The 19,537-nt window shown below is 67.6% G+C and carries 15 protein-coding genes; 5 read left to right on the forward strand and 10 right to left on the reverse strand.

All coding sequences use genetic code 11. The features are described 5' to 3' along the window. Positions 1 to 70 precede the first annotated feature (70 nt). Together gltX and WKC72_RS27910 are read right to left on the reverse strand one after the other, a co-directional pair. Entirely contained in the window at positions 71 to 1,546 is a 1,476-nt protein-coding gene (gltX, locus tag WKC72_RS27905; protein ID WP_037245456.1) for a glutamate--tRNA ligase, read from the reverse strand. Between the two features lie 73 nt (positions 1,547 to 1,619). Further along, complete coding sequence (locus WKC72_RS27910; protein WP_370180448.1) at positions 1,620 to 2,393, reverse strand: fumarylacetoacetate hydrolase family protein; 774 nt, start codon at positions 2,391 to 2,393, stop codon at positions 1,620 to 1,622. Between the two features lie 115 nt (positions 2,394 to 2,508). Here WKC72_RS27910 and WKC72_RS27915 point away from each other — a divergent pair, with 115 nt between their 5' ends. Next, complete coding sequence (locus WKC72_RS27915) at positions 2,509 to 3,753, forward strand: MFS transporter (RefSeq protein ID WP_112299395.1); 1,245 nt, start codon at positions 2,509 to 2,511, stop codon at positions 3,751 to 3,753. Here WKC72_RS27915 and WKC72_RS27920 read toward each other — a convergent pair. The 5 genes from WKC72_RS27920 to WKC72_RS27940 all read right to left on the reverse strand — a co-directional run bounded on the left by WKC72_RS27920 (position 3,750) and on the right by WKC72_RS27940 (position 10,146). Next, entirely contained in the window at positions 3,750 to 4,760 is a 1,011-nt protein-coding gene (locus tag WKC72_RS27920) for a 3-isopropylmalate dehydrogenase (protein WP_005240388.1), read from the reverse strand. The two genes, WKC72_RS27915 and WKC72_RS27920, sit on opposite strands and share 4 nt — an antisense overlap. A gap of 71 nt (positions 4,761 to 4,831) precedes the next feature. Further along, the gene (serA, locus tag WKC72_RS27925) at positions 4,832 to 6,427 is read right to left on the reverse strand and encodes a phosphoglycerate dehydrogenase (RefSeq protein ID WP_005240386.1); all 1,596 of its coding nucleotides are present in this window, start codon (positions 6,425 to 6,427) and stop codon (positions 4,832 to 4,834) included. A 224-nt stretch (positions 6,428 to 6,651) separates the two neighbouring features. Then, the gene (gene ilvC, locus WKC72_RS27930) at positions 6,652 to 7,653 is read right to left on the reverse strand and encodes a ketol-acid reductoisomerase (RefSeq protein ID WP_061700158.1); all 1,002 of its coding nucleotides are present in this window, start codon (positions 7,651 to 7,653) and stop codon (positions 6,652 to 6,654) included. A gap of 49 nt (positions 7,654 to 7,702) precedes the next feature. Next, complete coding sequence (gene ilvN / locus WKC72_RS27935) at positions 7,703 to 8,206, reverse strand: acetolactate synthase small subunit (RefSeq protein ID WP_015890233.1); 504 nt, start codon at positions 8,204 to 8,206, stop codon at positions 7,703 to 7,705. Then, positions 8,203 to 10,146 carry an acetolactate synthase large subunit gene (locus WKC72_RS27940; protein ID WP_370180450.1) on the reverse strand — a complete coding sequence of 648 codons (1,944 nt, stop codon included), beginning with the start codon at positions 10,144 to 10,146 and terminating at the stop codon, positions 8,203 to 8,205. Before WKC72_RS27940 ends, ilvN begins: the two co-directional genes overlap by 4 nt. A gap of 267 nt (positions 10,147 to 10,413) precedes the next feature. Between WKC72_RS27940 and WKC72_RS27945 the strand changes: the two genes are divergently transcribed. The 3 genes from WKC72_RS27945 (at position 10,414) to WKC72_RS27955 (ending at position 14,668) form a co-directional block, all read left to right on the forward strand. Continuing rightward, complete coding sequence (locus tag WKC72_RS27945) at positions 10,414 to 10,911, forward strand: PH domain-containing protein (protein WP_370184560.1); 498 nt, start codon at positions 10,414 to 10,416, stop codon at positions 10,909 to 10,911. 52 nt (positions 10,912 to 10,963) lie between these two features. Next, a complete protein-coding gene (gene ilvD / locus WKC72_RS27950) occupies positions 10,964 to 12,808 on the forward strand; it encodes a dihydroxy-acid dehydratase (protein WP_370180452.1) in 1,845 nt (614 codons plus the stop codon). A gap of 324 nt (positions 12,809 to 13,132) precedes the next feature. Continuing rightward, positions 13,133 to 14,668 carry an amino acid permease gene (locus WKC72_RS27955; protein WP_370180453.1) on the forward strand — a complete coding sequence of 512 codons (1,536 nt, stop codon included), beginning with the start codon at positions 13,133 to 13,135 and terminating at the stop codon, positions 14,666 to 14,668. Positions 14,669 to 14,737: 69 nt separating this feature from the next. On the opposite strand, the gene WKC72_RS27960 is transcribed toward WKC72_RS27955, so the two are convergent. After that, positions 14,738 to 15,607: a DoxX family protein gene (locus WKC72_RS27960; protein ID WP_037245435.1), complete on the reverse strand. Its 870-nt coding sequence runs from the start codon at positions 15,605 to 15,607 to the stop codon at positions 14,738 to 14,740. A gap of 98 nt (positions 15,608 to 15,705) precedes the next feature. On the opposite strand from WKC72_RS27960, the gene WKC72_RS27965 reads away from it, so the two are divergent. After that, positions 15,706 to 16,854: a sorbosone dehydrogenase family protein gene (locus tag WKC72_RS27965; protein ID WP_037245433.1), complete on the forward strand. Its 1,149-nt coding sequence runs from the start codon at positions 15,706 to 15,708 to the stop codon at positions 16,852 to 16,854. Between the two features lie 76 nt (positions 16,855 to 16,930). Here the strand turns inward: WKC72_RS27965 and gatB are convergent, their stop codons facing one another. Together gatB and WKC72_RS27975 are read right to left on the reverse strand one after the other, a co-directional pair. Continuing rightward, the gene (gatB, locus tag WKC72_RS27970; RefSeq protein WP_112299399.1) at positions 16,931 to 18,442 is read right to left on the reverse strand and encodes an Asp-tRNA(Asn)/Glu-tRNA(Gln) amidotransferase subunit GatB; all 1,512 of its coding nucleotides are present in this window, start codon (positions 18,440 to 18,442) and stop codon (positions 16,931 to 16,933) included. A gap of 42 nt (positions 18,443 to 18,484) precedes the next feature. Further along, a complete protein-coding gene (locus WKC72_RS27975) occupies positions 18,485 to 19,516 on the reverse strand; it encodes an ATP-dependent 6-phosphofructokinase (RefSeq protein ID WP_009479670.1) in 1,032 nt (343 codons plus the stop codon). Positions 19,517 to 19,537: the final 21 nt, after the last annotated feature.

The following is a 19,537-nucleotide window of genomic DNA, read 5'->3' on the forward strand; positions in this document are numbered from 1 at the left end:
ACTGCCGGGATTTACCAAATCGTATGGTCAGAGGCTGTTTTTGCACCCTTTTCGGCCCGAGGGCGGCGTCCTAGCCGTCGATGCCGGCCCGCGCAGAGCGCAGCCGGGACAGCGAAACGTCGCGTCCGAGCAGTTCCATCGATTCGTAGAGCGGCGGGCTGATGTGCGAGCCCGTGACGGCCACCCGCACCGGAGCGAACGCCTTACGTGGCTTGAGGCCCAGTTCGTCCACGAGAGCGGTCTTGAGGGCCTCTTCCAGGGAGGCCGCATCCCATCCCTCGAGTGCGTCCAGCGACGCGAGGGCGGCGTCGAGAACCGGTGCGGAGTCGGCGCCCAGGTTCTTGGCAGCGGCGGCCGGATCGATCGCGAAGCCGGCCTCGTCGACGAACAGGAATTTCAGCAGATCCCAGGCATCGGACAGGACGACGATGCGCGTCTGGACCAGTTCTGCAGCGGTCGCGAAGACGGACTCGTCCACGTTCTCCCCGAGATGGCCGTGAAGCGTCAGGAACGCGCGCAGGCGCGCGGCGAAGTCGGCGGGCTCCAGCAACCGGATGTGCTCGGCGTTGATCGCGTCGGCCTTTTTCTGGTCGAACCGGGCCGGATTGGAATTGACCTTGGAGATATCGAAGGCGGCGACCATCTCGTCCAGCGAGAACACGTCGTGGTCGTCGGAAATACCCCAGCCCAGCAGCGCCAGGTAATTCAACAATCCCTCGGGGACGAAACCGCGGTCGCGATGAATGAAGAGGTTCGACTCGGGGTCGCGCTTGGACAGCTTCTTGTTGCCCTGCCCCATGACGAACGGCAGATGCCCGAACTTCGGAGTGAAATCGGCCACGCCGATCCGCTGCATCGCCTCGTAGAGGGCGAGCTGCCGCGGCGTCGACGACAGCAGGTCCTCGCCGCGCAGGACGTGTGTGATCTTCATCAACGCGTCGTCGACGGGGTTGACCAACGTGTACAGCGGAATCCCGTTGCCGCGAGTGAGGGCGAAGTCGGGAACGGTTCCGGCCTTGAACGTCGTCTCGCCACGCACGAGGTCGTCCCACGTCAGGTCGTGGTCCGGCATCCGGAGCCGGACCACGGGCTTGCGTCCCTCGTCGAGGAACGCCTGCCGCTGCTCCGGTGTCAGATCACGGTCGAAGTTGTCGTAGCCGAGCTTGGGATCGCGGCCGGCTGCCTTGTGCCGCTCCTCGACCTCTTCGGGCGTCGAGAACGACTCGTACGCCTCGCCCGCCGCGAGCAGTTTCGCGACGACGTCCAGATGCAGGTCCCGCCGCTGGGACTGGCGGTAGGGCTCGTACGGTCCCCCGACCTCCGGGCCCTCGTCCCAGTTCAGTCCGAGCCAGCGCAGCGCGTCCAGGATCGCCTGGTACGACTCCTCGCTGTCACGGGCAGCATCGGTGTCCTCGATGCGGAACACGAACGACCCACCGTTGTGTCGGGCGAACGCCCAGTTGAACAGGGCGGTTCGGACGAGCCCCACGTGCGGGGTTCCGGTGGGCGACGGGCAGAAACGGACGCGAACTTCGCTTGTGGTCATGGCTCACTTGGGTCGACGCTGGGAAAACGGACTCCTACAGGCTAGTCCGCTCCCGATTTCGACACGAGAGCCGTCAGCGCTTGGCGGTCACCGGGTTGGTGAGGGTGCCGATGCCACCGATGGTCACGCTCACGCTCTGGCCGTCGACGATCGGGCCGACGCCTTCGGGGGTGCCCGTGAGGATGACGTCGCCCGGGAGCAGCGTCATGACGGCCGACACCCATTCGATGATCTTCGGAATGTCGTGCAGCAGAAGCGAAGTGTTGCTCCGCTGCTTCACCACTCCGTCCACCTCGGTGGTGATGTCGACGTCGGACGCGTCGAGCTGGGTCTCGATCCACGGGCCCAGTGGGCAGAACGTGTCGTGCCCCTTCGCTCTCGTCCACTGCCCGTCCTGGCGCTGGTGGTCACGGGCCGACACGTCGTTGGCGGCCGTGTAACCGAGCACCACGTCGAGGGCCTTGGCTGCAGGCACGTCCTTGCAGGGGCGTCCGATGACGACCGCGAGTTCTCCTTCGTAATGAACCTCGTTGGAGGACTTCGGCAGGACGATCGCGGCGTCGGGGCCCACGATCGAAGTGTTGGGCTTGAGGAAGATCACAGGATCGGCCGGTGCCTCGCCGCCCATCTCGGCGGCGTGGGCAGCGTAGTTCTTTCCGATCGCCACGACCTTGCTCGCGAGGATCGGGGCCAGCAGTCGCACATCGGCGAGCGGCCAGCTCCGGCCGGTGAAAGTGGGACTGCCGAACGGATGCTCGGCGATCTCCTTCGCGATCCGGGACTCCCCGTCCCCCTCGATACTGACGAACGCAACACCATCGGGACTTGCCACTCGACCAAGACGCATGGCGCCGAGTCTATCGGCCCGGGTTCACCGCCGTACCGGGACGCCGGGGGACGCGAGGTATAGACTCCGCATGTTCCCCAATATATGAGACTTCAATCCTAGATATTGAGATGACATGACAGCATCGATCGACACGCCGTCCACCGTCGGAACTGCCCGCAGATGGTGGATGCTCGCCCTCGGGATGTTCGCGCAGGCCGCACAGGCGGTCTTCGTCAACGGCGTCGCCTTCCTGATCCCCGAACTCCAGGAGAATCACGGGCTCAGCCTCGCCCGCACCGGACTCCTCGTCGCCGCACCCACCCTCGGAGTCATGCTGACGCTGATCGCGTGGGGCGCACTCGCCGACCGCTACGGCGAACGCCGGGTGCTGGCCGCCGGAATGGCGTCCACGGCGGCCGCGGGAATCGGCGCGGCCCTGTCCGGATCACTCACGGCCACCGCAGCCTTCCTGCTGCTGGGCGGCATGGCGGCGGCCTCGGCGAATGCCGCGAGCGGGCGCGTCGTCGTCGGATGGTTCCCGCCCGAGCGCCGCGGACTGGCGATGGGCATCCGGCAGATGTCGCTGCCGCTGGGCATTGCCTGCGCTGCGCTGACGCTCCCCTCGGTCGCACACGACCACGGCATCGGATGGGCGCTCGCGCTGCCTGCCACCCTGTGCGCGACTGCCGCGCTGGCCTGCGCACTCTGGGTGGTCGATCCGCCCAGACCGAGTCGCAGCGCTGCGGAGGACCTCGGCATGCTCGCGAATCCGTATCGCGACAGCGGCACACTGTGGCGCATCCACGCCGTCTCGGTGCTGCTCGTCGTGCCCCAGTACACGGTGTGGACGTACGCGCTCGTGTGGCTGATCTCCGAAAGGCATTGGGAAGCAACGGCGGCAGGCCTGATCGTGACAGTCGCCCAGATCCTCGGCGCGTTCGGCCGGATGGGAGTCGGCTTCTGGTCCGATGTGGTGGGCAGTCGCATGCGCCCACTTCGCTGGGTCGCCGTCGCGGGCGGAGTGTCGATGGCGGCGCTCGCCGTGACGGATGCGATGGACTCGCCGCTGGCGATCGCGGCGCTGCTGGCGGCGTCCGTCGCGACCGTGGCACCGAACGGCCTCGCCTTCACCGCGGTCGCCGAGATCGCGGGGCCGTTCTGGGGCGGGCGCGCGCTCGGCGTCCAGAACACCGGTCAGTTCGTCGCGGCCTCGATCGTTCCCCCGGTGTTCGGCGCTCTGATCGGAATCGTCGGCTTCCCGGTGACTTTCGCCATAGCTGCGGGATTTCCGGCCGCCTCGATACCACTGATCCCCGTGGCCCGGTCCGAAGACCGGGCCACGGGGATCGAGGGAGACAAGGTCGAATCGCGGTCCTAGAGGGCGGCGGCGATCCGGTCGCCGACCTCCGACGTGACGACCTTCGAGTCACCACGGGACGCCAGATCGGCCTCGACGGCAGCTTCGATGCGCGCGGCATCGCCGTCCCGGCCGAGATGACGCAGCAGCAGCGCCGCGGACAGGATGGCCGCCGTGGGATCCGCGATCCCCTGGCCGGCGATGTCCGGGGCGCTGCCGTGCACGGGCTCGAACATCGACGGGTTGGTCCCCGACGCGTCGATATTCCCCGACGCCGCCAGGCCGATGCCTCCCGTGACCGCACCCGCGAGGTCGGTGATGATGTCGCCGAACAGGTTGTCGGTGACGATCACGTCGAAGCGCGACGGGTCGGTGACCATGTAGATGGTGGCCGCGTCGATGTGGCAGTAAGCCGTCTCCACGTCCGGGTATTCGGCCGACACCGTCTCCACGGCACGCGTCCAGATCGCACCGGCGTTGGAGAGGACGTTCGTCTTGTGAATCAGCGTGACGTGCTTACGCCGGGTCTGCGCGAGCGCGAACGCGTACCGCACCACCCGCTCGGCACCGAACCACGTGTTGATCGACACCTCGGTCGCGATCTCGTGCGGGGTGCCGACGCGGATCGCGCCACCGTTGCCGGTGTAAGGCCCCTCCGTCCCCTCGCGCACGACCACGAAGTCGATGTCCGGCTGCGCCGCCAGCGGCGACTTCGATCCCGGGTAGAGCTGCGACGGACGCAGATTCACGTGATGATCCAACGCGAATCGCATGTTCAGCAGCAGACCCCGCTCGAGCACGCCGGGCGTGACCGACGGGTCGCCGATGGCGCCCAGCAGGATCGCGTCGTGCTCGCGGATCGCCGCGAGATCGGCGTCTGGGAGCAGCTCCCCGGTGGCGTTGTATCGACGGGCACCGAGGTCGTACTCGGTGGTCTCGAGATCGGGTACGAGCTTCCGCAGCACCTTCAGCGCCTCGGCCGTGACCTCGACACCGATGCCGTCACCCGGAATGACCGCAAGCTTCATGAACGCCTCACTTCAGATAGAGCTGTGCGCGTGCCACGACGACAGGGGTCGCGACACGCGCACAGTGGGGATTAGGCCAGGTTGACGAGCTCGATCTTGGTGGCGCCGACGGCGGTGGAGATCGCGTCCCGCACCTCGCTCGGCACCTCCCGGTCGACGCGGAGGAGGATGGTCGCACCCTCGCCCTCGGCATCCTGGCTGAGCTGGGCAGCCTGGATGTCGATGCCGGCGTTGCCGAGCTGCGTGCCGATCTTGCCCAGCGCGCCGGGCTGATCGGTGTAGTTGACCACCAGGTTGAGGCCCTCGGCGCGCAGTTCGAAGTTGCGGCCGTTGATGTTGACGATCTTCTCGACCTGCTGCGGGCCGGTCAGCGTGCCCGAGACGTTGATGACACTGCCGTCGCCGAACACCGCGCGCAGGTCCACGACGCTGCGGTGGTTGGGGCTTTCCGCGGCCTTGGTGACCTCGGCCGTGACACCGCGCTCTTCCGCCAGTGCGGGAGCGTTGACGAACGTGACCGCGTCCTCGATGACGGCGGAGAACACACCGCGCAGAGCCGAGAGCGCGAGCACCTCGACGTCCTCGGAGGCGAGCTCGCCGCGCACGTCGACGGACAGGTTGACGGGCAGTTCACCCGACAGGGCGCCGATGAGCACACCCTGCTTGCGGACGATCTCGAGCCACGGGGCAACTTCCTCGCCCACGGCGCCACCCGACACGTTGACGGCGTCCGGAACGAAATCGCCTGCGAGAGCGAGCAGCACGGACTTCGCGACGTCGGTGCCGGCGCGGTCCTGAGCCTCGCTCGTGGAGGCACCGAGGTGCGGCGTCACGACGACCTCGGGCAGGTCGAACAACGGGCTGTCGGTGCAGGGCTCGGTCTCGAACACGTCCAGGCCCGCGGCGCGCACGTGACCCGACTTGATGGCCTCGGCCAGCGCGGCCTCGTCGATCAGACCACCACGGGCAGCGTTGACGATGACGACGCCCTTCTTGGTCTTCGCCAGGTTCTCCGTGCCGAGCAGTCCCTTGGTCTCGGGGGTCTTGGGGAGGTGCACGGAGATGAGGTCGGCACGCTCGAGCAGTTCGTCGAGGGTGACCAGTTCGATGCCGAGCTGCGCGGCGCGGGCGGCCGACACGTAGGGGTCGTACGCAATGACGTGCGTCTCGAACGCGGCGAGACGCTGCGCGAACAGCTGGCCGATCCGGCCGAGGCCGACGACGCCGACGGTCTTGCCGAAGATCTCGACACCGTTGAACTTGCTGCGCTTCCATTCGCGGTCGCGCAGGGTGGCGTCGGCCGCGGGGATCTGGCGGGCGGTGGCGAGCATCAGCGCGACGGCGTGCTCGGCGGCCGTGTGGATGTTGGACGTCGGGGCGTTGACGACCATGACACCGCGCTCGGTGGCCGCGGGCACGTCGACGTTGTCGAGGCCGACGCCCGCACGGGCGACGATCTTGAGCTTGGTACCGGCCGCCAGGACCTCGGCGTCCACGGTGGTGGCGGAACGGACGAGGATCGCGTCGGCCTCGGGCACCGCCGCGAGCAGGGCCGGGCGATCAGGTCCGTCGACCCATCGCACCTCCACACCGTCGCCCAATGCCTCGACGGTGGACGGCGCGAGCTTGTCGGCGATCAGAACTACAGGACGGCCTGGCTGGCTCACGTGCAAACTCCCTGAATAGGTGGGTGTGGGGGTGTTTTAACCACACACAGCTTAGTCCGCCCTCACAGGGAAACCGCATCCTGGTCTCCGATACCACATAGTGGACGCCTGCAACAACGGAATCGGACACGAAACAACACCGGCCCAATGTCGCATCGGGGGCCTCTGACGAGACCGATGAGACATCGGGCCGGTGATTCGGTGGAACTGTAAAGCAGTGAAACCTAGGCGGTTTCGGTGATCGGGCGATCGACCCAGCTCATCAGGTCGCGCAGCTTCTTGCCGGTGACCTCGATGGGGTGCTCGGCGTTGGCCTTGCGCAGGCCCTCGAGTTCGGTGTTGCCGTTCTCGACGTTGGCGACGAGGCGGCGGGTGAACTCACCCGACTGGATGTCGGCCAGGATCGCCTTCATGCGCTCCTTGGTGCCGGCGTCGATGACGCGCGGGCCGGAGAGGTAGCCACCGAACTCCGCGGTGTCGGACACCGAATAGTTCATGCGGGCGATGCCACCCTCGTACATGAGGTCGACGATGAGCTTGAGCTCGTGCAGCACCTCGAAGTACGCCATCTCGGGCGCGTAGCCGGCCTCGACCATGACCTCGAAACCGGTCTTGACCAGTTCCTCGGTGCCGCCGCAGAGCACGGCCTGCTCGCCGAAGAGGTCCGTCTCGGTCTCTTCCTTGAACGTGGTCTTGATTACGCCGGCGCGGGTGCCGCCGATGCCCTTGGCATAGGACAGCGCGAGGGCCTGGCCCTCACCCTTCGGGTCCTGGTCGATCGCGATGAGAGCGGGAACACCCTTGCCGTCGACGAACTGACGACGCACCAGGTGGCCGGGGCCCTTGGGGGCGACCATGCCGACGGTGACGAACTCCGGAGCCTTGATCAGGTCGAAGTGGATGTTGAGGCCGTGTCCGAAGAACAGCGCGTCGCCGTCCTTCAGGTTGGGCTCGATGTCATTGGTGAAGATCGACGCCTGCGCGGTGTCGGGTGCGAGCACCATGATCACGTCGGCCCACTCGGAGACCTCGGCGGGGGTACCGACGGTCAGGCCCTGCTCTTCGGCCTTCGCGCGGGACTTCGAGCCTTCCTTGAGGCCGATACGCACATCGACGCCCGAGTCGCGCAGGCTCAGCGAGTGCGCGTGGCCCTGGCTTCCGTAACCGATCACAGCGACCTTACGGCCCTGGATGATCGACAGATCGGCATCGTCGTCGTAGAACATCTCGACTGCCACAGTTCAACCTCTTTCTTGGATTTGCGTATCTAAAGTACTAGCGAGTGGCCGTGATGGACTTAGGCCCCCGTCCCACGGCCACGACCCCGGACTGCACGATCTCCCGGATACCGTACGGATCGAGCATCCGCAGCAGCGCATCCAGCTTGGATCGCGTTCCAGTCGCCTCGATCGTGACCGACTCCGGGGAGACGTCGATCACCTTGGCGCGGAACAGATTCACCGTCTCGATCACCTGCGTGCGCACGCTGGCGTCGGCTCGCACCTTGATGAGCACCAGCTCGCGGGCCACGGAGGCCTCACCGTCCTGCTCGACGATCTTGATGACGTTGACGAGCTTGTTGAGCTGCTTGGTCACCTGCTCGAGCGGGAACTCGTCGACGGTCACGACGATGGTCATGCGGGAGATCTCGGGGAGCTCGGTGCCACCGACGGCGAGCGACTCGATGTTGAACCCACGACGGGAGAACAGCGCGGCCACCCTGGCCAGCACGCCCGGCTTGTCCTCGACGAGAACACTGAGGGTGTGGCTGGTGCTCACTGATCTTCCTCCCTGGCCGCTGCGGCCGTGCCCGAACGCTGCTCGCGCTCCATGGCCTCGTGAATGACGGCCGGCTCTGCGGCCGCCTCGTCGTCGTCGAACAGCGGACGGATGCCCCGCGCCGCCATGATCTCGTCGTTGCTCGTGCCCACCGCGACCATCGGCCACACCTGGGCGTCGGCGCCGACGATGAAGTCGATCACCACGGGCTTGTCGTTGATGGACTGCGCCTCACGGATCGCCGCCTCGACGTCCTCTTCGCGCTCGACGCGAATGCCGTGGCAGCCCAACGCCTCCGCCAGCTTGACGAAGTCGGGGATGCGGATCGCGCCGTGCGTGCCGAGGTTGGTGTTGGAGTAGCGCTGGTCGTAGAACAGCGTCTGCCACTGGCGCACCATGCCGAGGTTGCCGTTGTTGATGAGCGCAACCTTGATCGGGATGCCCTCGAGCGCGCAGGTGGCGAGTTCCTGATTGGTCATCTGGAAGCAGCCGTCACCGTCGATGGCCCACACCTCGGTGTCGGGCATGCCCATCTTGGCGCCCATCGCGGCGGGCACGGCGTAGCCCATCGTGCCGAGACCGCCGGAGTTCAGCCAGGTGCGCGGCTTCTCGTAGTTGACGAACTGTGCGGCCCACATCTGGTGCTGTCCGACGCCGGCGCAGTAGATCGCGTCGGGACCGGCGAGCTTGCCGACCGACTGGATCACGTACTCCGGGGACAGCGCGCCGTCGGACGGACGGTCGTAGCTGAGCGGGTACGTGCGACGGATTCCGTCGAGGTACGCCCACCACTCGGTGAGGTCCAGCGTGGTTCCGGTGGCCAGGTCGGCCTTGATCGCCTCGATCAGTTCGACGATGACCTCTTTGCAGTCGCCGACGATCGGGACGTCCGCGTACCGGTTCTTGCCGATCTCCGCCGGGTCGATGTCGGCGTGGATGACCTTGGCGTCGGGGGCGAACGAATCGAGCTGACCGGTGACGCGGTCGTCGAAGCGCGCACCGAGCGTGATCAGCAGGTCGCTGCGCTGCAGTGCCGCCACCGCGGCGACCGTGCCGTGCATACCGGGCATGCCGCAGTTCAGCGTGTGGCTGTCCGGGAACGCGCCGCGCGCCATGAGGGTGGTGACCACCGGAATGCCGGTGAGCTCGGCCAGTTCGAGCAGCTCCGGCGACGATTCCGACTTGATGACGCCACCACCGACGTACAGCACCGGGTGCTTCGCGTCGGCGATCAGGCGGGCCGCCTCGCGGACCTGCTTGCCGTGCGGCTTGGTGACGGGACGGTATCCGGGCAGCCGCATCTCCGGCGGCCACGAGAACGTGGTCTGCGCTTGGAGAACGTCCTTCGGGATGTCGACGAGCACTGCGCCGGGACGACCGCTGGAGGCGAGATAGAAGGCCTCCGCGATGATCCGGGGGATGTCGACGCCGTCGGTGATGAGGAAGTTGTGCTTGGTGATCGGCATCGTGATGCCGGAGATGTCGGCTTCCTGGAATGCGTCCGTACCGATGAGCCCGCGGCCGACCTGTCCGGTGATGGCCACGACCGGAACGGAGTCCATCTGCGCGTCGGCGAGCGGTGTCACGAGGTTGGTCGCACCGGGCCCGGACGTCGCCATACAGACGCCGACCTTGCCGGTCGCCTGGGCATACCCGGTGGCAGCGTGGCCTGCACCCTGCTCGTGACGGACGAGCACGTGCCGGACCTTCTTCGAGTCGAAGAGCGGGTCGTAGACAGGCAGAACGGCACCACCCGGAATGCCGAATACCGTGTCGACCTCGAGCTCCTCGAGGGCTCGGACCACGGACTGGGCGCCGCTGACCCGCTCGGGGGCGAGTTGGCGGCGGCTACCGGTCTGAGTCGCGGCGGCCGCGGTCGTCGGGCTTGCTGCCCCCGACTTGCGCGGCGTGGGTTGAGGCCGTGCGGTTGGTGCGCTCACTGGGAAATCCTCTGATTCTGGCTCCGGGCAACAAAAAACCCCCGTCAGCTGATGCTGTACGAGGGTGGCGCGTCGTTATCTGGCGAGTTGAAGGAATCGACTCAGGCGACGACGCGCCGGCCGATTACGAGCAACTCATTCTGTTTCACGCGCTCGACGGTAGGCGCGCTAATAGCGAACAGTCAACTTGGTGAGTCGGCCGTCCCAGAATATGAGATACATCGGCTGCGGTGCGAAGATGTAGAGGTGTCAACTCCGCAGCAGCCCGTGCCACCAGAATCATCATCCCACACGACGAACCCACCCAAGCAGGTCATCCGGATTTCTCCCCTGGCCTATCTGGGATGCGCCTTCCTCCTGTTCGCCGTGTCGTTCCCCATCTTCGGCTGGCCCGCCGCCTTCGGCTGGCTCGTGATCGCCCCGATCGCCGCGGTGGCCTGGGTCGCGCGGGTGCGCACCACGGTCACGTCCGACGGACTCGAGGTGCGCCGGCTGTTCGGCGGCCGGTCGCTGGCGTGGTCCGAGATCACGGGATTCCGGTTCCCCAAGCGCGGCTGGGCCCGGGCGACGCTCGCCGACGGGGGCGAGGTGACCCTTCCCGTCGTCACGTTCGACCGCCTTCCCGAGATCGCCGAGGCGAGCGGCGGCCGCATCACCGACCCCTACGCGGCAGCCGCCGCGGCGGACGAAGCGGCCCACCACGCCGGCACCGAATCGAACGGCGAGCAGCCCGTGAAGAACCGGCCGGACACAGACGGGGAATAGTGCGCGAGTAGCGTTTGTCAGTACTTCCGTACGCTGACTAAGGAATACGCTCATGCCCCCGCTGAGGTCCCGAACCACCACCGCAGGACGAAATGCCGCAGGCGCCCGCGCGCTGTGGCGCGCCACCGGAATGACCGACTCCGACTTCGGGAAGCCGATCGTCGCGATCGCGAACTCGTACACGCAGTTCGTTCCCGGGCACGTCCACCTGAAGAACGTCGGCGACATCGTCGCCGACGCCGTCCGCGCCGCCGGTGGTGTACCTCGCGAGTTCCATACGATCGCTGTCGACGACGGCATCGCGATGGGACACGGCGGCATGCTGTATTCCCTTCCCAGCCGCGAGATCATCGCCGACTCCGTCGAGTACATGGTCAACGCGCACACCGCCGACGCACTCGTGTGCATCTCCAACTGCGACAAGATCACCCCCGGAATGCTCAATGCCGCACTGCGTTTGAACGTTCCCACAGTGTTCGTGTCCGGCGGTCCGATGGAGGCAGGCAAGGCGGTGGTCGTGAACGGTGTCGCCCAGGCACCGACCGACCTCATCACGGCGATCTCGGCGAGCGCCAACGACCAGGTCGACGACGAAGGACTGTCCGAGGTCGAGCGCAGCGCCTGCCCCACGTGCGGGTCGTGCTCGGGCATGTTCACCGCGAACTCCATGAACTGCCTCACCGAGGCGCTCGGTCTGGCGTTGCCGGGCAACGGTTCCACGCTGGCCACCCACGAGGCCCGTCGCGCGCTGTTCACCCGTGCGGGAACCACCGTCGTCGAGGCCGCACTGCGGTACTACCGGGACGAGGACGACTCCGTCCTCCCCCGCAACATCGCGACGCCCGCCGCGTTCCGCAACGCGATGGCACTGGACGTCGCGATGGGCGGGTCCACCAACACGGTCCTGCACACCCTCGCGGCCGCGCAGGAGGGTGAGGTCTACGACTTCGACCTCGACAAGATCGACGAGATCAGCCGCAAGGTTCCGTGCCTGTCGAAGGTCTCGCCCAACTCGGACTACCACATGGAGGACGTGCACCGGGCGGGCGGAATCCCCGCGATCCTCGGCGAACTCCGGCGGGCCGGACTGCTCGAGAGCGACGTCTCGACCGTGCACACGAAGAGCTTCGACGAGTGGCTCGACACGTGGGACATCCGGTCCGGCAAGGCATCCGACGAGGCCGTCGAACTCTTCCACGCCGCACCGGGCGGTGTCCGCACCACCGAGCCGTTCTCGACGAACAACCGCTGGTCGTCGCTCGACACGGACGCCGCCAACGGCTGCATCCGCGACTTCGAGCACAAGCACACGGTCGAGGGCGGCCTGGCCGTGCTGCGCGGCAACATCGCCATCGACGGCGCTGTCATCAAGACGGCGGGCATCGACGAAGACCTGTTCCACTTCCAGGGTCCCGCGCGCGTCGTGGAGTCTCAGGAAGAGGCGGTGTCGGTGATCCTCGGCAAGAAGATTCAGCCCGGTGAGGTCCTCGTCGTGCGCTACGAGGGTCCCGCAGGCGGCCCGGGCATGCAGGAGATGCTGCACCCCACCGCATTCCTCAAGGGCTCCGGCCTCGGGAAGAAGTGCGCGCTGATCACCGACGGCCGATTCTCCGGCGGTTCCTCGGGACTGTCCATCGGCCACATCTCCCCCGAGGCCGCCAGCGGCGGCGCCATCGGCCTGGTGGAGGACGGCGACCAGATCCTCATCGACATCGCGACCCGCACGCTGAAGCTCCTCGTCGACGACGCGGTGCTCGCCGAGCGCCGGGCGAAGATGGAGTCTTCCGAGCGTCCGTGGCAGCCGGTGAATCGCGAACGCACCGTCACCACGGCCCTGCGGGCGTACGCCGCGCTGGCCACGTCCGCAGACAAGGGCGCGGTCCGTCAGGTCCCCTGACGCCCCGCACCGGGCGCACCGAGCAGACACGAAGCCGGGTGCCGCAGCAGGAGCTTCCTGCCGCGGCACCCGGCTTCCGTCGTCGGTGCGCCCACCGATTCCGCCGCGGATGTGACCGCGCTCACGGGTGATCAACTCGCTCAGGCGGCAACACCCCAGAACAGGTTCTACTGATCGAATTGATCAGTTGAGCCCGCGCTTCTTGCACACGGCGCTCAGTAGTGGTTCCCTCAGTTGGCCGTTGAGACCTACATCACAATCGGCAGCACCACCGGAACACCTCCGGCCCACGAGGCCATCGGGAACACAACCAAGGAGCGACACATGCCAGGAGTCGGCATTTGGCGAACGAAATCCGTTGAGCAATCGATAGCGGACACCGACGAACCCGACACCCGGCTGCGGAGGGAACTCACCGCGAAGGACCTCACCGTCTTCGGTGTCGCCGTCGTGATCGGCGCCGGCATCTTCACGCTCACCGCCCGGACTGCAGGCAACGTCGCCGGGCCGTCCATCTCGCTCGCCTTCGTCCTCGCCGCCATCGCGTGCGGCCTGGCCGCCCTCTGTTACGCCGAGTTCGCATCCACCGTCCCCGTCGCGGGCAGTGCGTACACGTTCTCCTACGCCACCTTCGGCGAGTTCGTCGCCTGGATCATCGGCTGGGACCTCATCCTCGAATTCGCCCTCGCAGCGGCCGTCGTCTCCAAGGGCTGGTCGCTCTATCTGGGTAACGTCCTCGGGTTCAGCGGATCCACCACAGCCCACCTCGGTCCCATCGACTTCGACTGGGGCTCGCTGATCATCGTCGGCGGCATCACGATCGTGCTCGCCATCGGGACCAAGGTGTCCTCGCGCGTGTCCGCCGTCATCACGGCCATCAAGCTCGCCGTCGTTCTCCTCGTCATCGCCGTGGGCGTCTTCTACATCAAGAAGGAGAACTACGCCCCGTACATCCCGCCCGCCGAGAGCAACGGGAGCGCCGCGCAGGGTGTGCACCAGACCCTCTTCTCCTTCCTCTCCGGAGCCGACGGCAGCAGCTACGGCTGGTACGGCCTCCTCGCCGCAGCGAGCCTCGTCTTCTTCGCCTTCATCGGATTCGACGTCGTCGCCACCACCGCCGAAGAGACCAAGAACCCGCAGAAGGCGCTCCCCCGCGGCATTCTCGGCTCGCTCGCCATCGTCACCGTGCTCTACGTCGCCGTCACCCTCGTGCTCACCGGCATGGTGAAGTACACCGACCTCAAGACCGGTAGCCCGCTCGTCGGCGACAGCAGCGCCACCCTCGCAACCGCCTTCGAGGCACACGGCATCACCTGGGCCCAGACCGCGATCAACTTCGGTGGGCTCGCGGGCCTCACCACCGTCGTGATGGTGATGATGCTCGGCCAGACCCGTGTCCTGTTCGCCATGTCCCGCGACGGACTGGTGCCCCGTGGTCTCGCCAAGACCGGCAAGAACGGCAGCCCGGTCCGCATCACCCTGTTCGTCGGCGCCGTGGTCGCACTCCTCGCCGCCTTCTTCCCGATGGGCACGCTCGAGGAGATGGTGAACATCGGCACCCTCTTCGCGTTCGTCCTCGTCTGCATCGGCGTCATCATCCTCCGCCGCACGCGTCCCGACCTGCCCCGCGGATTCCGCGTTCCGCTGGTCCCGCTCGTCCCCATCCTCGCCGTCCTTGCCTGCGGGTGGCTGATGCTGAACCTGTCGGTCGAGACCTGGATCCGGTTCCTCGTGTGGATGGCCCTCGGCGTCGTCGTCTACCTCGCCTACGGCCGGCGCAAGTCGGTCCTCGGACAGAAGCTCGCCGCACAGGCCGGCCCGCCCGAGGAGGAGAACATCCCGGAACTCGTCCAACGCTGATCTCTGACGAAAACGACTGCGCCGCACTCCCGATCCGGGGTGCGGCGCAGTCGTGTATGCAAGAGACGCTCAGATGAGCGGGTTGGCGCCGTTCAGGAAGATCCACACGCAGACACCGGCGGCGACGCCCAGAATCAGTGCCGCGAACGACCCGATGAACGGGCGCGTCGCCCAGCCCCGGCGGCCGTCGAGCGAGATGCGTCCCGGCCCGGTGAGAATGATCACGCCGGCGCACACACCCAGCAGCGTCTCGTACTCGGTGCCTGCGGGCGCGAAGTACTCGAGCCCCGGTTCCGCGATCTGCCGGAACGCCCACGCATTGATCATCACGGCCAGCACCGAGGCCGCGGCCAGCGGGGTGACGAGGCCGAGGATCAGCAGTGCACCGCCTGCGACCTCACCGATCGCACCCAGGATCGCGAGCAGTTTCGCCTGCTGGAACCCCGAGTTCACGAGCACCTCTTCGAACCCGTCGAGTCCCGGACCGTTCCACATCCCCGTCAGCTTCTGCAGACCGTGCACGAGTGCCGTTCCGCCGACCGCGAGTCGCAGGGCCAGCAGTCCGAGGTCCAGGGTGCCGCGGCCGATCTTCACGTCACCCTCGCCGATCCGGTCGGTCGACGAATCACCCGCCGTGGCCCCGAGGGATGCGCCGGAACCCGCGCCGATCACCTGCGTCGGCTGGTCCGACATGTCGGACGCCCCCGACTGCCGGTACGCGGGGATCTGCTCGGTGGGGAGACCGGCGCCGCGCGCATCGCCGTAGTCGAGTTCGTCATCGGTGTGCGGCAGACGCTGCCCCGCGGAACCGGACGTCGGCGTGGCCGACGGAAAGCGCTCGGTGGGAAGGTCGTAAGGGCTCGAGACCTTGCCGTAGCCGGGTGAGGCGCTCTGGTCCGCAGCACCCTGGTCCGACGACTCGCTGGGGTCTTTCCGCATGTCAGTCACACCGTCAAGCCTAGGTCGACCGGCCGGACATCGCTGGTAGGCGGAACCGGCGTGGCGGCGACCTCGCACTCTTCCGTAACGTCTCCATCATGATGGTGGGTGGGCGGCGCCGCACGGCGTCCCGCAAGATGGCGATGTCCGCACTGTGCGTGACGGCGGTCCTCGCCGCCGGATGCGCGAAATTCGACGACTCCGCCTCCTCCCCCTTCACACCCGAACCGACGGGCGCTTCGGGGGGCGAGGTGGAACCGGAGAACCCGCCGCCGTCCACCACGACCACCCCACCGCCGAGCGGGCCGCTCGGACCGTGCCAGGATCCCGACCCCAGCGTGATCGCCACCTGCCTCGACACCACCGGCGGACTCGTCGTCCTCCCCGACGGGGCCACCGCCCTGGTCGCGGAGCGGCGGACCGGACGCATCCTGCAGGTCGCCCAGGGGCAGACCCCCAAAGAGATCGCGCACGTCGACGTCGACGGCAGCACCGACGGTGGACTCCTCGACATCGCGCTGTCGCCGAGTTTCGTCGAGGACAACCTCATCTACGCGTACGTCACGACCCCGACCGACAACCGGGTGGTGCGGATCGCACCGGGAGACTCCGCCAAGGAAGTTCTCGGCGGGATCCCGCGCGGAGACGCGGGCAACGCGGGGTCGCTCGAGTTCTCGGGCGACGAACTGATGGTCCTCACCGGCAACGCGGGCAACGCCGCCGCGGCCGCCGATCCGGCGTCCCTCGCCGGGAAACTGCTGAAGGTCACCGCCCTGTCGCCCGCACCGACTCCGGCGCAGCCCCGCCCTCAGGTGGTGCTGTCGGGCATCGGGACCGCCGGCGGGGTGTGCGTCGACCCGGGTGTGGCCGTGTGGGTCACCGACCGCACCGCGTTGGAGGACCGGCTCCTGCGGGTCAGCGCCGACGGAGCCGTGTCGTCTCCGGTGTGGACGTGGCCGGAGCGGCCCGGCGTCGGCGGCTGCGTCGCCGCCGGTGACGTCGTTGCGGTGTCACTGAGCACCGCGAAGGCCATGTCCGCACTCGCTGCCGACCCCGGCACGGGAGCCGTCACGACAGCCCCCGGTGTCATCGTCCAGGACCGGTACGGCCAACTCGGCGGCGCTGCACTCGGACCCGACGGTCTCATCTGGGTGAGCACCGTCAACAAGACCGCCGGTCAGCCCGGACCCAACGACGACCGTGTGATCAAGATGCCCCTGCCCTCCGGTGGCGGCGGATTCGACTGACGGCCCGCCCCCGTCGAAACGAACGGGACGCTCGTTCGGTTGATCCGAACGAGCGTCCCGTTGGTGCGGAAGGAGATCAGCCGCAGGCCTCGATGACCAGTTCCTTGACGCGGGCCGGGTCGGCCTGCCCGCGCGTGGCCTTCATCACGTCGCCGACGATCTTGCCCGCCGCCGCGACCTTGCCGCCGCGAATCTTCTCGGCGATGTCGGGGTTCGCGGCCAGAGCCTCGTCGACGGCCGCCTTCAGCTTCGTGTCGTCGCGTTCGACGACCAGCTCGGGGTGGTTCGCGACGACCTGCTCGGGGTCGCCCTCACCCTCGAGGACGTGGTCGACCACCTGGCGGGCCACCTTGTTGTTGAGCTTCCCGCTGTCGATCAGCGCGACCACCTGCGCGACCTGGGCCGGCGTGATCGGCAGTTCGGCGAGTTCCACCCCGCGGGTGTTCGCCTGCTGCGCCAGGTACGACACCCACCAGGACCGCGCGGCCTCCGGGGACGCACCGGCCTCGACGGTGGCGATGACGAGGTCGAGGGCGCCCGCATTGACGAGGTCGCGCATGACCTCGTCGGAGACACCCCAGTCGGCCTGGATCCGGGCACGGCGGACCCACGGCAGCTCCGGCAGGGTGCCACGCAGTTCCTCGATCCATTCCGCGCTGGGCGCGACCGGCTCGAGGTCGGGCTCCGGGAAGTAGCGGTAGTCCTCGGCGGTCTCCTTGCGGCGGCCCGGCGACGTGGTCCCGTCGGCCTCCTGGAAGTGCCGGGTCTCCTGGATCACCTCACCGCCGGCCTCCAGCACAGCGGCCTGCCGGCGCATCTCGTACCGCACCGCCACCTCGACGCTCTTGAGGGAGTTGACGTTCTTCGTCTCGGTGCGGGTCCCGAGTTCGGTCGCCCCGATCGGCATCAGAGATGCGTTGGCATCGCAGCGCATCGAACCCTGGTCCATGCGGACGTCGGAGACGTTCAGCGACTTCAGCAGGTCGCGCAGCGCGGTGACGTACGCGCGGGCCACCTCGGGGGCGCGGGCACCGGCGCCGCTGATGGTCTTGGTGACGATCTCGACCAGCGGGACCCCGGCGCGGTTGTAGTCGAGCAGCGAATGGCTGGCACCGTGGATACGCCCGGTCGCGCCGCCGACGTGCAGCGACTTTCCGGTGTCCTCTTCCATGTGCGCGCGCTCGATCTCCACGCGCCACGTGGTGCCGTCGTCGAGGACGACGTCGAGGTAACCGTCGGTGGCGATCGGCTCGTCGTACTGGGAGATCTGGTAGTTCTTCGGCTGATCCGGGTAGAAGTAGTTCTTCCGCGCGAACCGGCCCCACGGTGTGATGGAACAGTTCAGTGCGAGCCCGATCCGGATCGCGGACTCGACCGCCGCCTCGTTCACGACGGGCAACGACCCGGGCAGACCGAGGCACACCGGGCACACCTGCGTGTTCGGCTCGGCACCGAACTCGGTGGGGCACGGGCAGAACATCTTCGTTTCGGTGCCGAGCTCTACGTGCACCTCCATGCCGAGAACAGGCTCGTACTTGGCGAGCACTTCGTCGTAGTCGAGGAGGTCCGGAGCGTCGACAGCAGTCATGCCACAGAGTTTATGCGTCCGGGCGTTCACCGAAAAACGCGGTCAGCCGAAAAATGCGGCCGCCTCCTCGTACCGCTCCCGCGGCACCGTCTTGAGGCGCCGGGTCGCCTCCTCGAGCGGCACGAGGTCGATCGACGTGCCGTGCAGGGCCACCATGTTGCCGAAGTCGCCGCGGTGGACCGCGTCGGTGGCGTGCACCCCGAAGCGGGTGGCGAGCACCCGGTCGTACGGCGTCGGGGTTCCACCCCGCTGCACGTGCCCGAGCACCGTCGTCCGCACCTCCTTGCCGATGCGGCGGACGATCTCGTCGCCGAGCTGCTGCGCGACGCCGGTGAATCGTTTGTGACCGAACTCGTCGATGCCGCCTTCGCGCAGACTCATCGACTCCGGGGTCGGAGTGGCCCCCTCGGCGACGACGCAGATGAAATGCGAATCGCCGCGCTGGAATCGCTTCTTCACGAGGGAGCAGACTTCGCCGACGTCGAACGGGACCTCGGGAACGAGAGTGAGATGCGCACCGGTCGCGAGCCCGGAGTGCAGCGCGATCCAGCCCGCATGCCGTCCCATCACCTCGACGAGCATCACCCGCTGGTGGGATTCGGCGGTGGTGTGGAGGCGGTCGATCGCGTCGGTCGCGATGGACAGCGCGGTGTCGAAACCGAACGTCACGTCGGTGCAGTCGATGTCGTTGTCGATCGTCTTCGGAACCCCGATCACGGGCACCCCACTCTCGGCGAGCCAGCTGGCGGCCGTGAGCGTTCCCTCCCCGCCGATCGGGATGAGCGCGTCGATCCCGTTGTCGTCGAGCGTCTGGCGGATCTGGTCGAGACCGGCCTTCAATTTGTCGGGGTTGACCCGCGCGGTGCCGAGGATGGTGCCGCCGCGGGTGAGAATTCGGTCGATCCGGTCGTCGTTGGACAGCACGACCTTGCGATCCTCGAGCAGGCCGCGCCAGCCGTCACGGAATCCCACCACCGAGCTGCCGTATCGGCCGGCGGCAGTCCGAACCACCGCCCTGATCACCGCATTCAATCCGGGGCAGTCGCCGCCTCCGGTGAGCATTCCGATCCGCATCCAAGCACCCCTCGTCGTCTC

Source organism: Rhodococcus wratislaviensis (assembly GCF_041228765.1).
GTDB lineage: Bacteria > Actinomycetota > Actinomycetes > Mycobacteriales > Mycobacteriaceae > Rhodococcus_F > Rhodococcus_F wratislaviensis.

Bases quoted from the DNA above. Each gene is read 5' to 3' on its own strand.
- gltX (WP_037245456.1), bottom strand. From the start codon at position 1,546: ATGACCACAAGCGAAGTTCGCGTCCGTTTCTGCCCGTCGCCCACCGGA.
- WKC72_RS27910 (WP_370180448.1), bottom strand. From the start codon at position 2,393: ATGCGTCTTGGTCGAGTGGCAAGTCCCGATGGTGTTGCGTTCGTCAGT.
- WKC72_RS27915 (WP_112299395.1), top strand. From the start codon at position 2,509: ATGACAGCATCGATCGACACGCCGTCCACCGTCGGAACTGCCCGCAGA.
- WKC72_RS27920 (WP_005240388.1), bottom strand. From the start codon at position 4,760: ATGAAGCTTGCGGTCATTCCGGGTGACGGCATCGGTGTCGAGGTCACG.
- ilvC (WP_061700158.1), bottom strand. From the start codon at position 7,653: ATGTTCTACGACGACGATGCCGATCTGTCGATCATCCAGGGCCGTAAG.
- ilvD (WP_370180452.1), top strand. From the start codon at position 10,964: ATGCCCCCGCTGAGGTCCCGAACCACCACCGCAGGACGAAATGCCGCA.
- WKC72_RS27955 (WP_370180453.1), top strand. From the start codon at position 13,133: ATGCCAGGAGTCGGCATTTGGCGAACGAAATCCGTTGAGCAATCGATA.
- WKC72_RS27960 (WP_037245435.1), bottom strand. From the start codon at position 15,607: ATGCGGAAAGACCCCAGCGAGTCGTCGGACCAGGGTGCTGCGGACCAG.
- WKC72_RS27965 (WP_037245433.1), top strand. From the start codon at position 15,706: ATGATGGTGGGTGGGCGGCGCCGCACGGCGTCCCGCAAGATGGCGATG.
- gatB (WP_112299399.1), bottom strand. From the start codon at position 18,442: ATGACTGCTGTCGACGCTCCGGACCTCCTCGACTACGACGAAGTGCTC.
- WKC72_RS27975 (WP_009479670.1), bottom strand. From the start codon at position 19,516: ATGCGGATCGGAATGCTCACCGGAGGCGGCGACTGCCCCGGATTGAAT.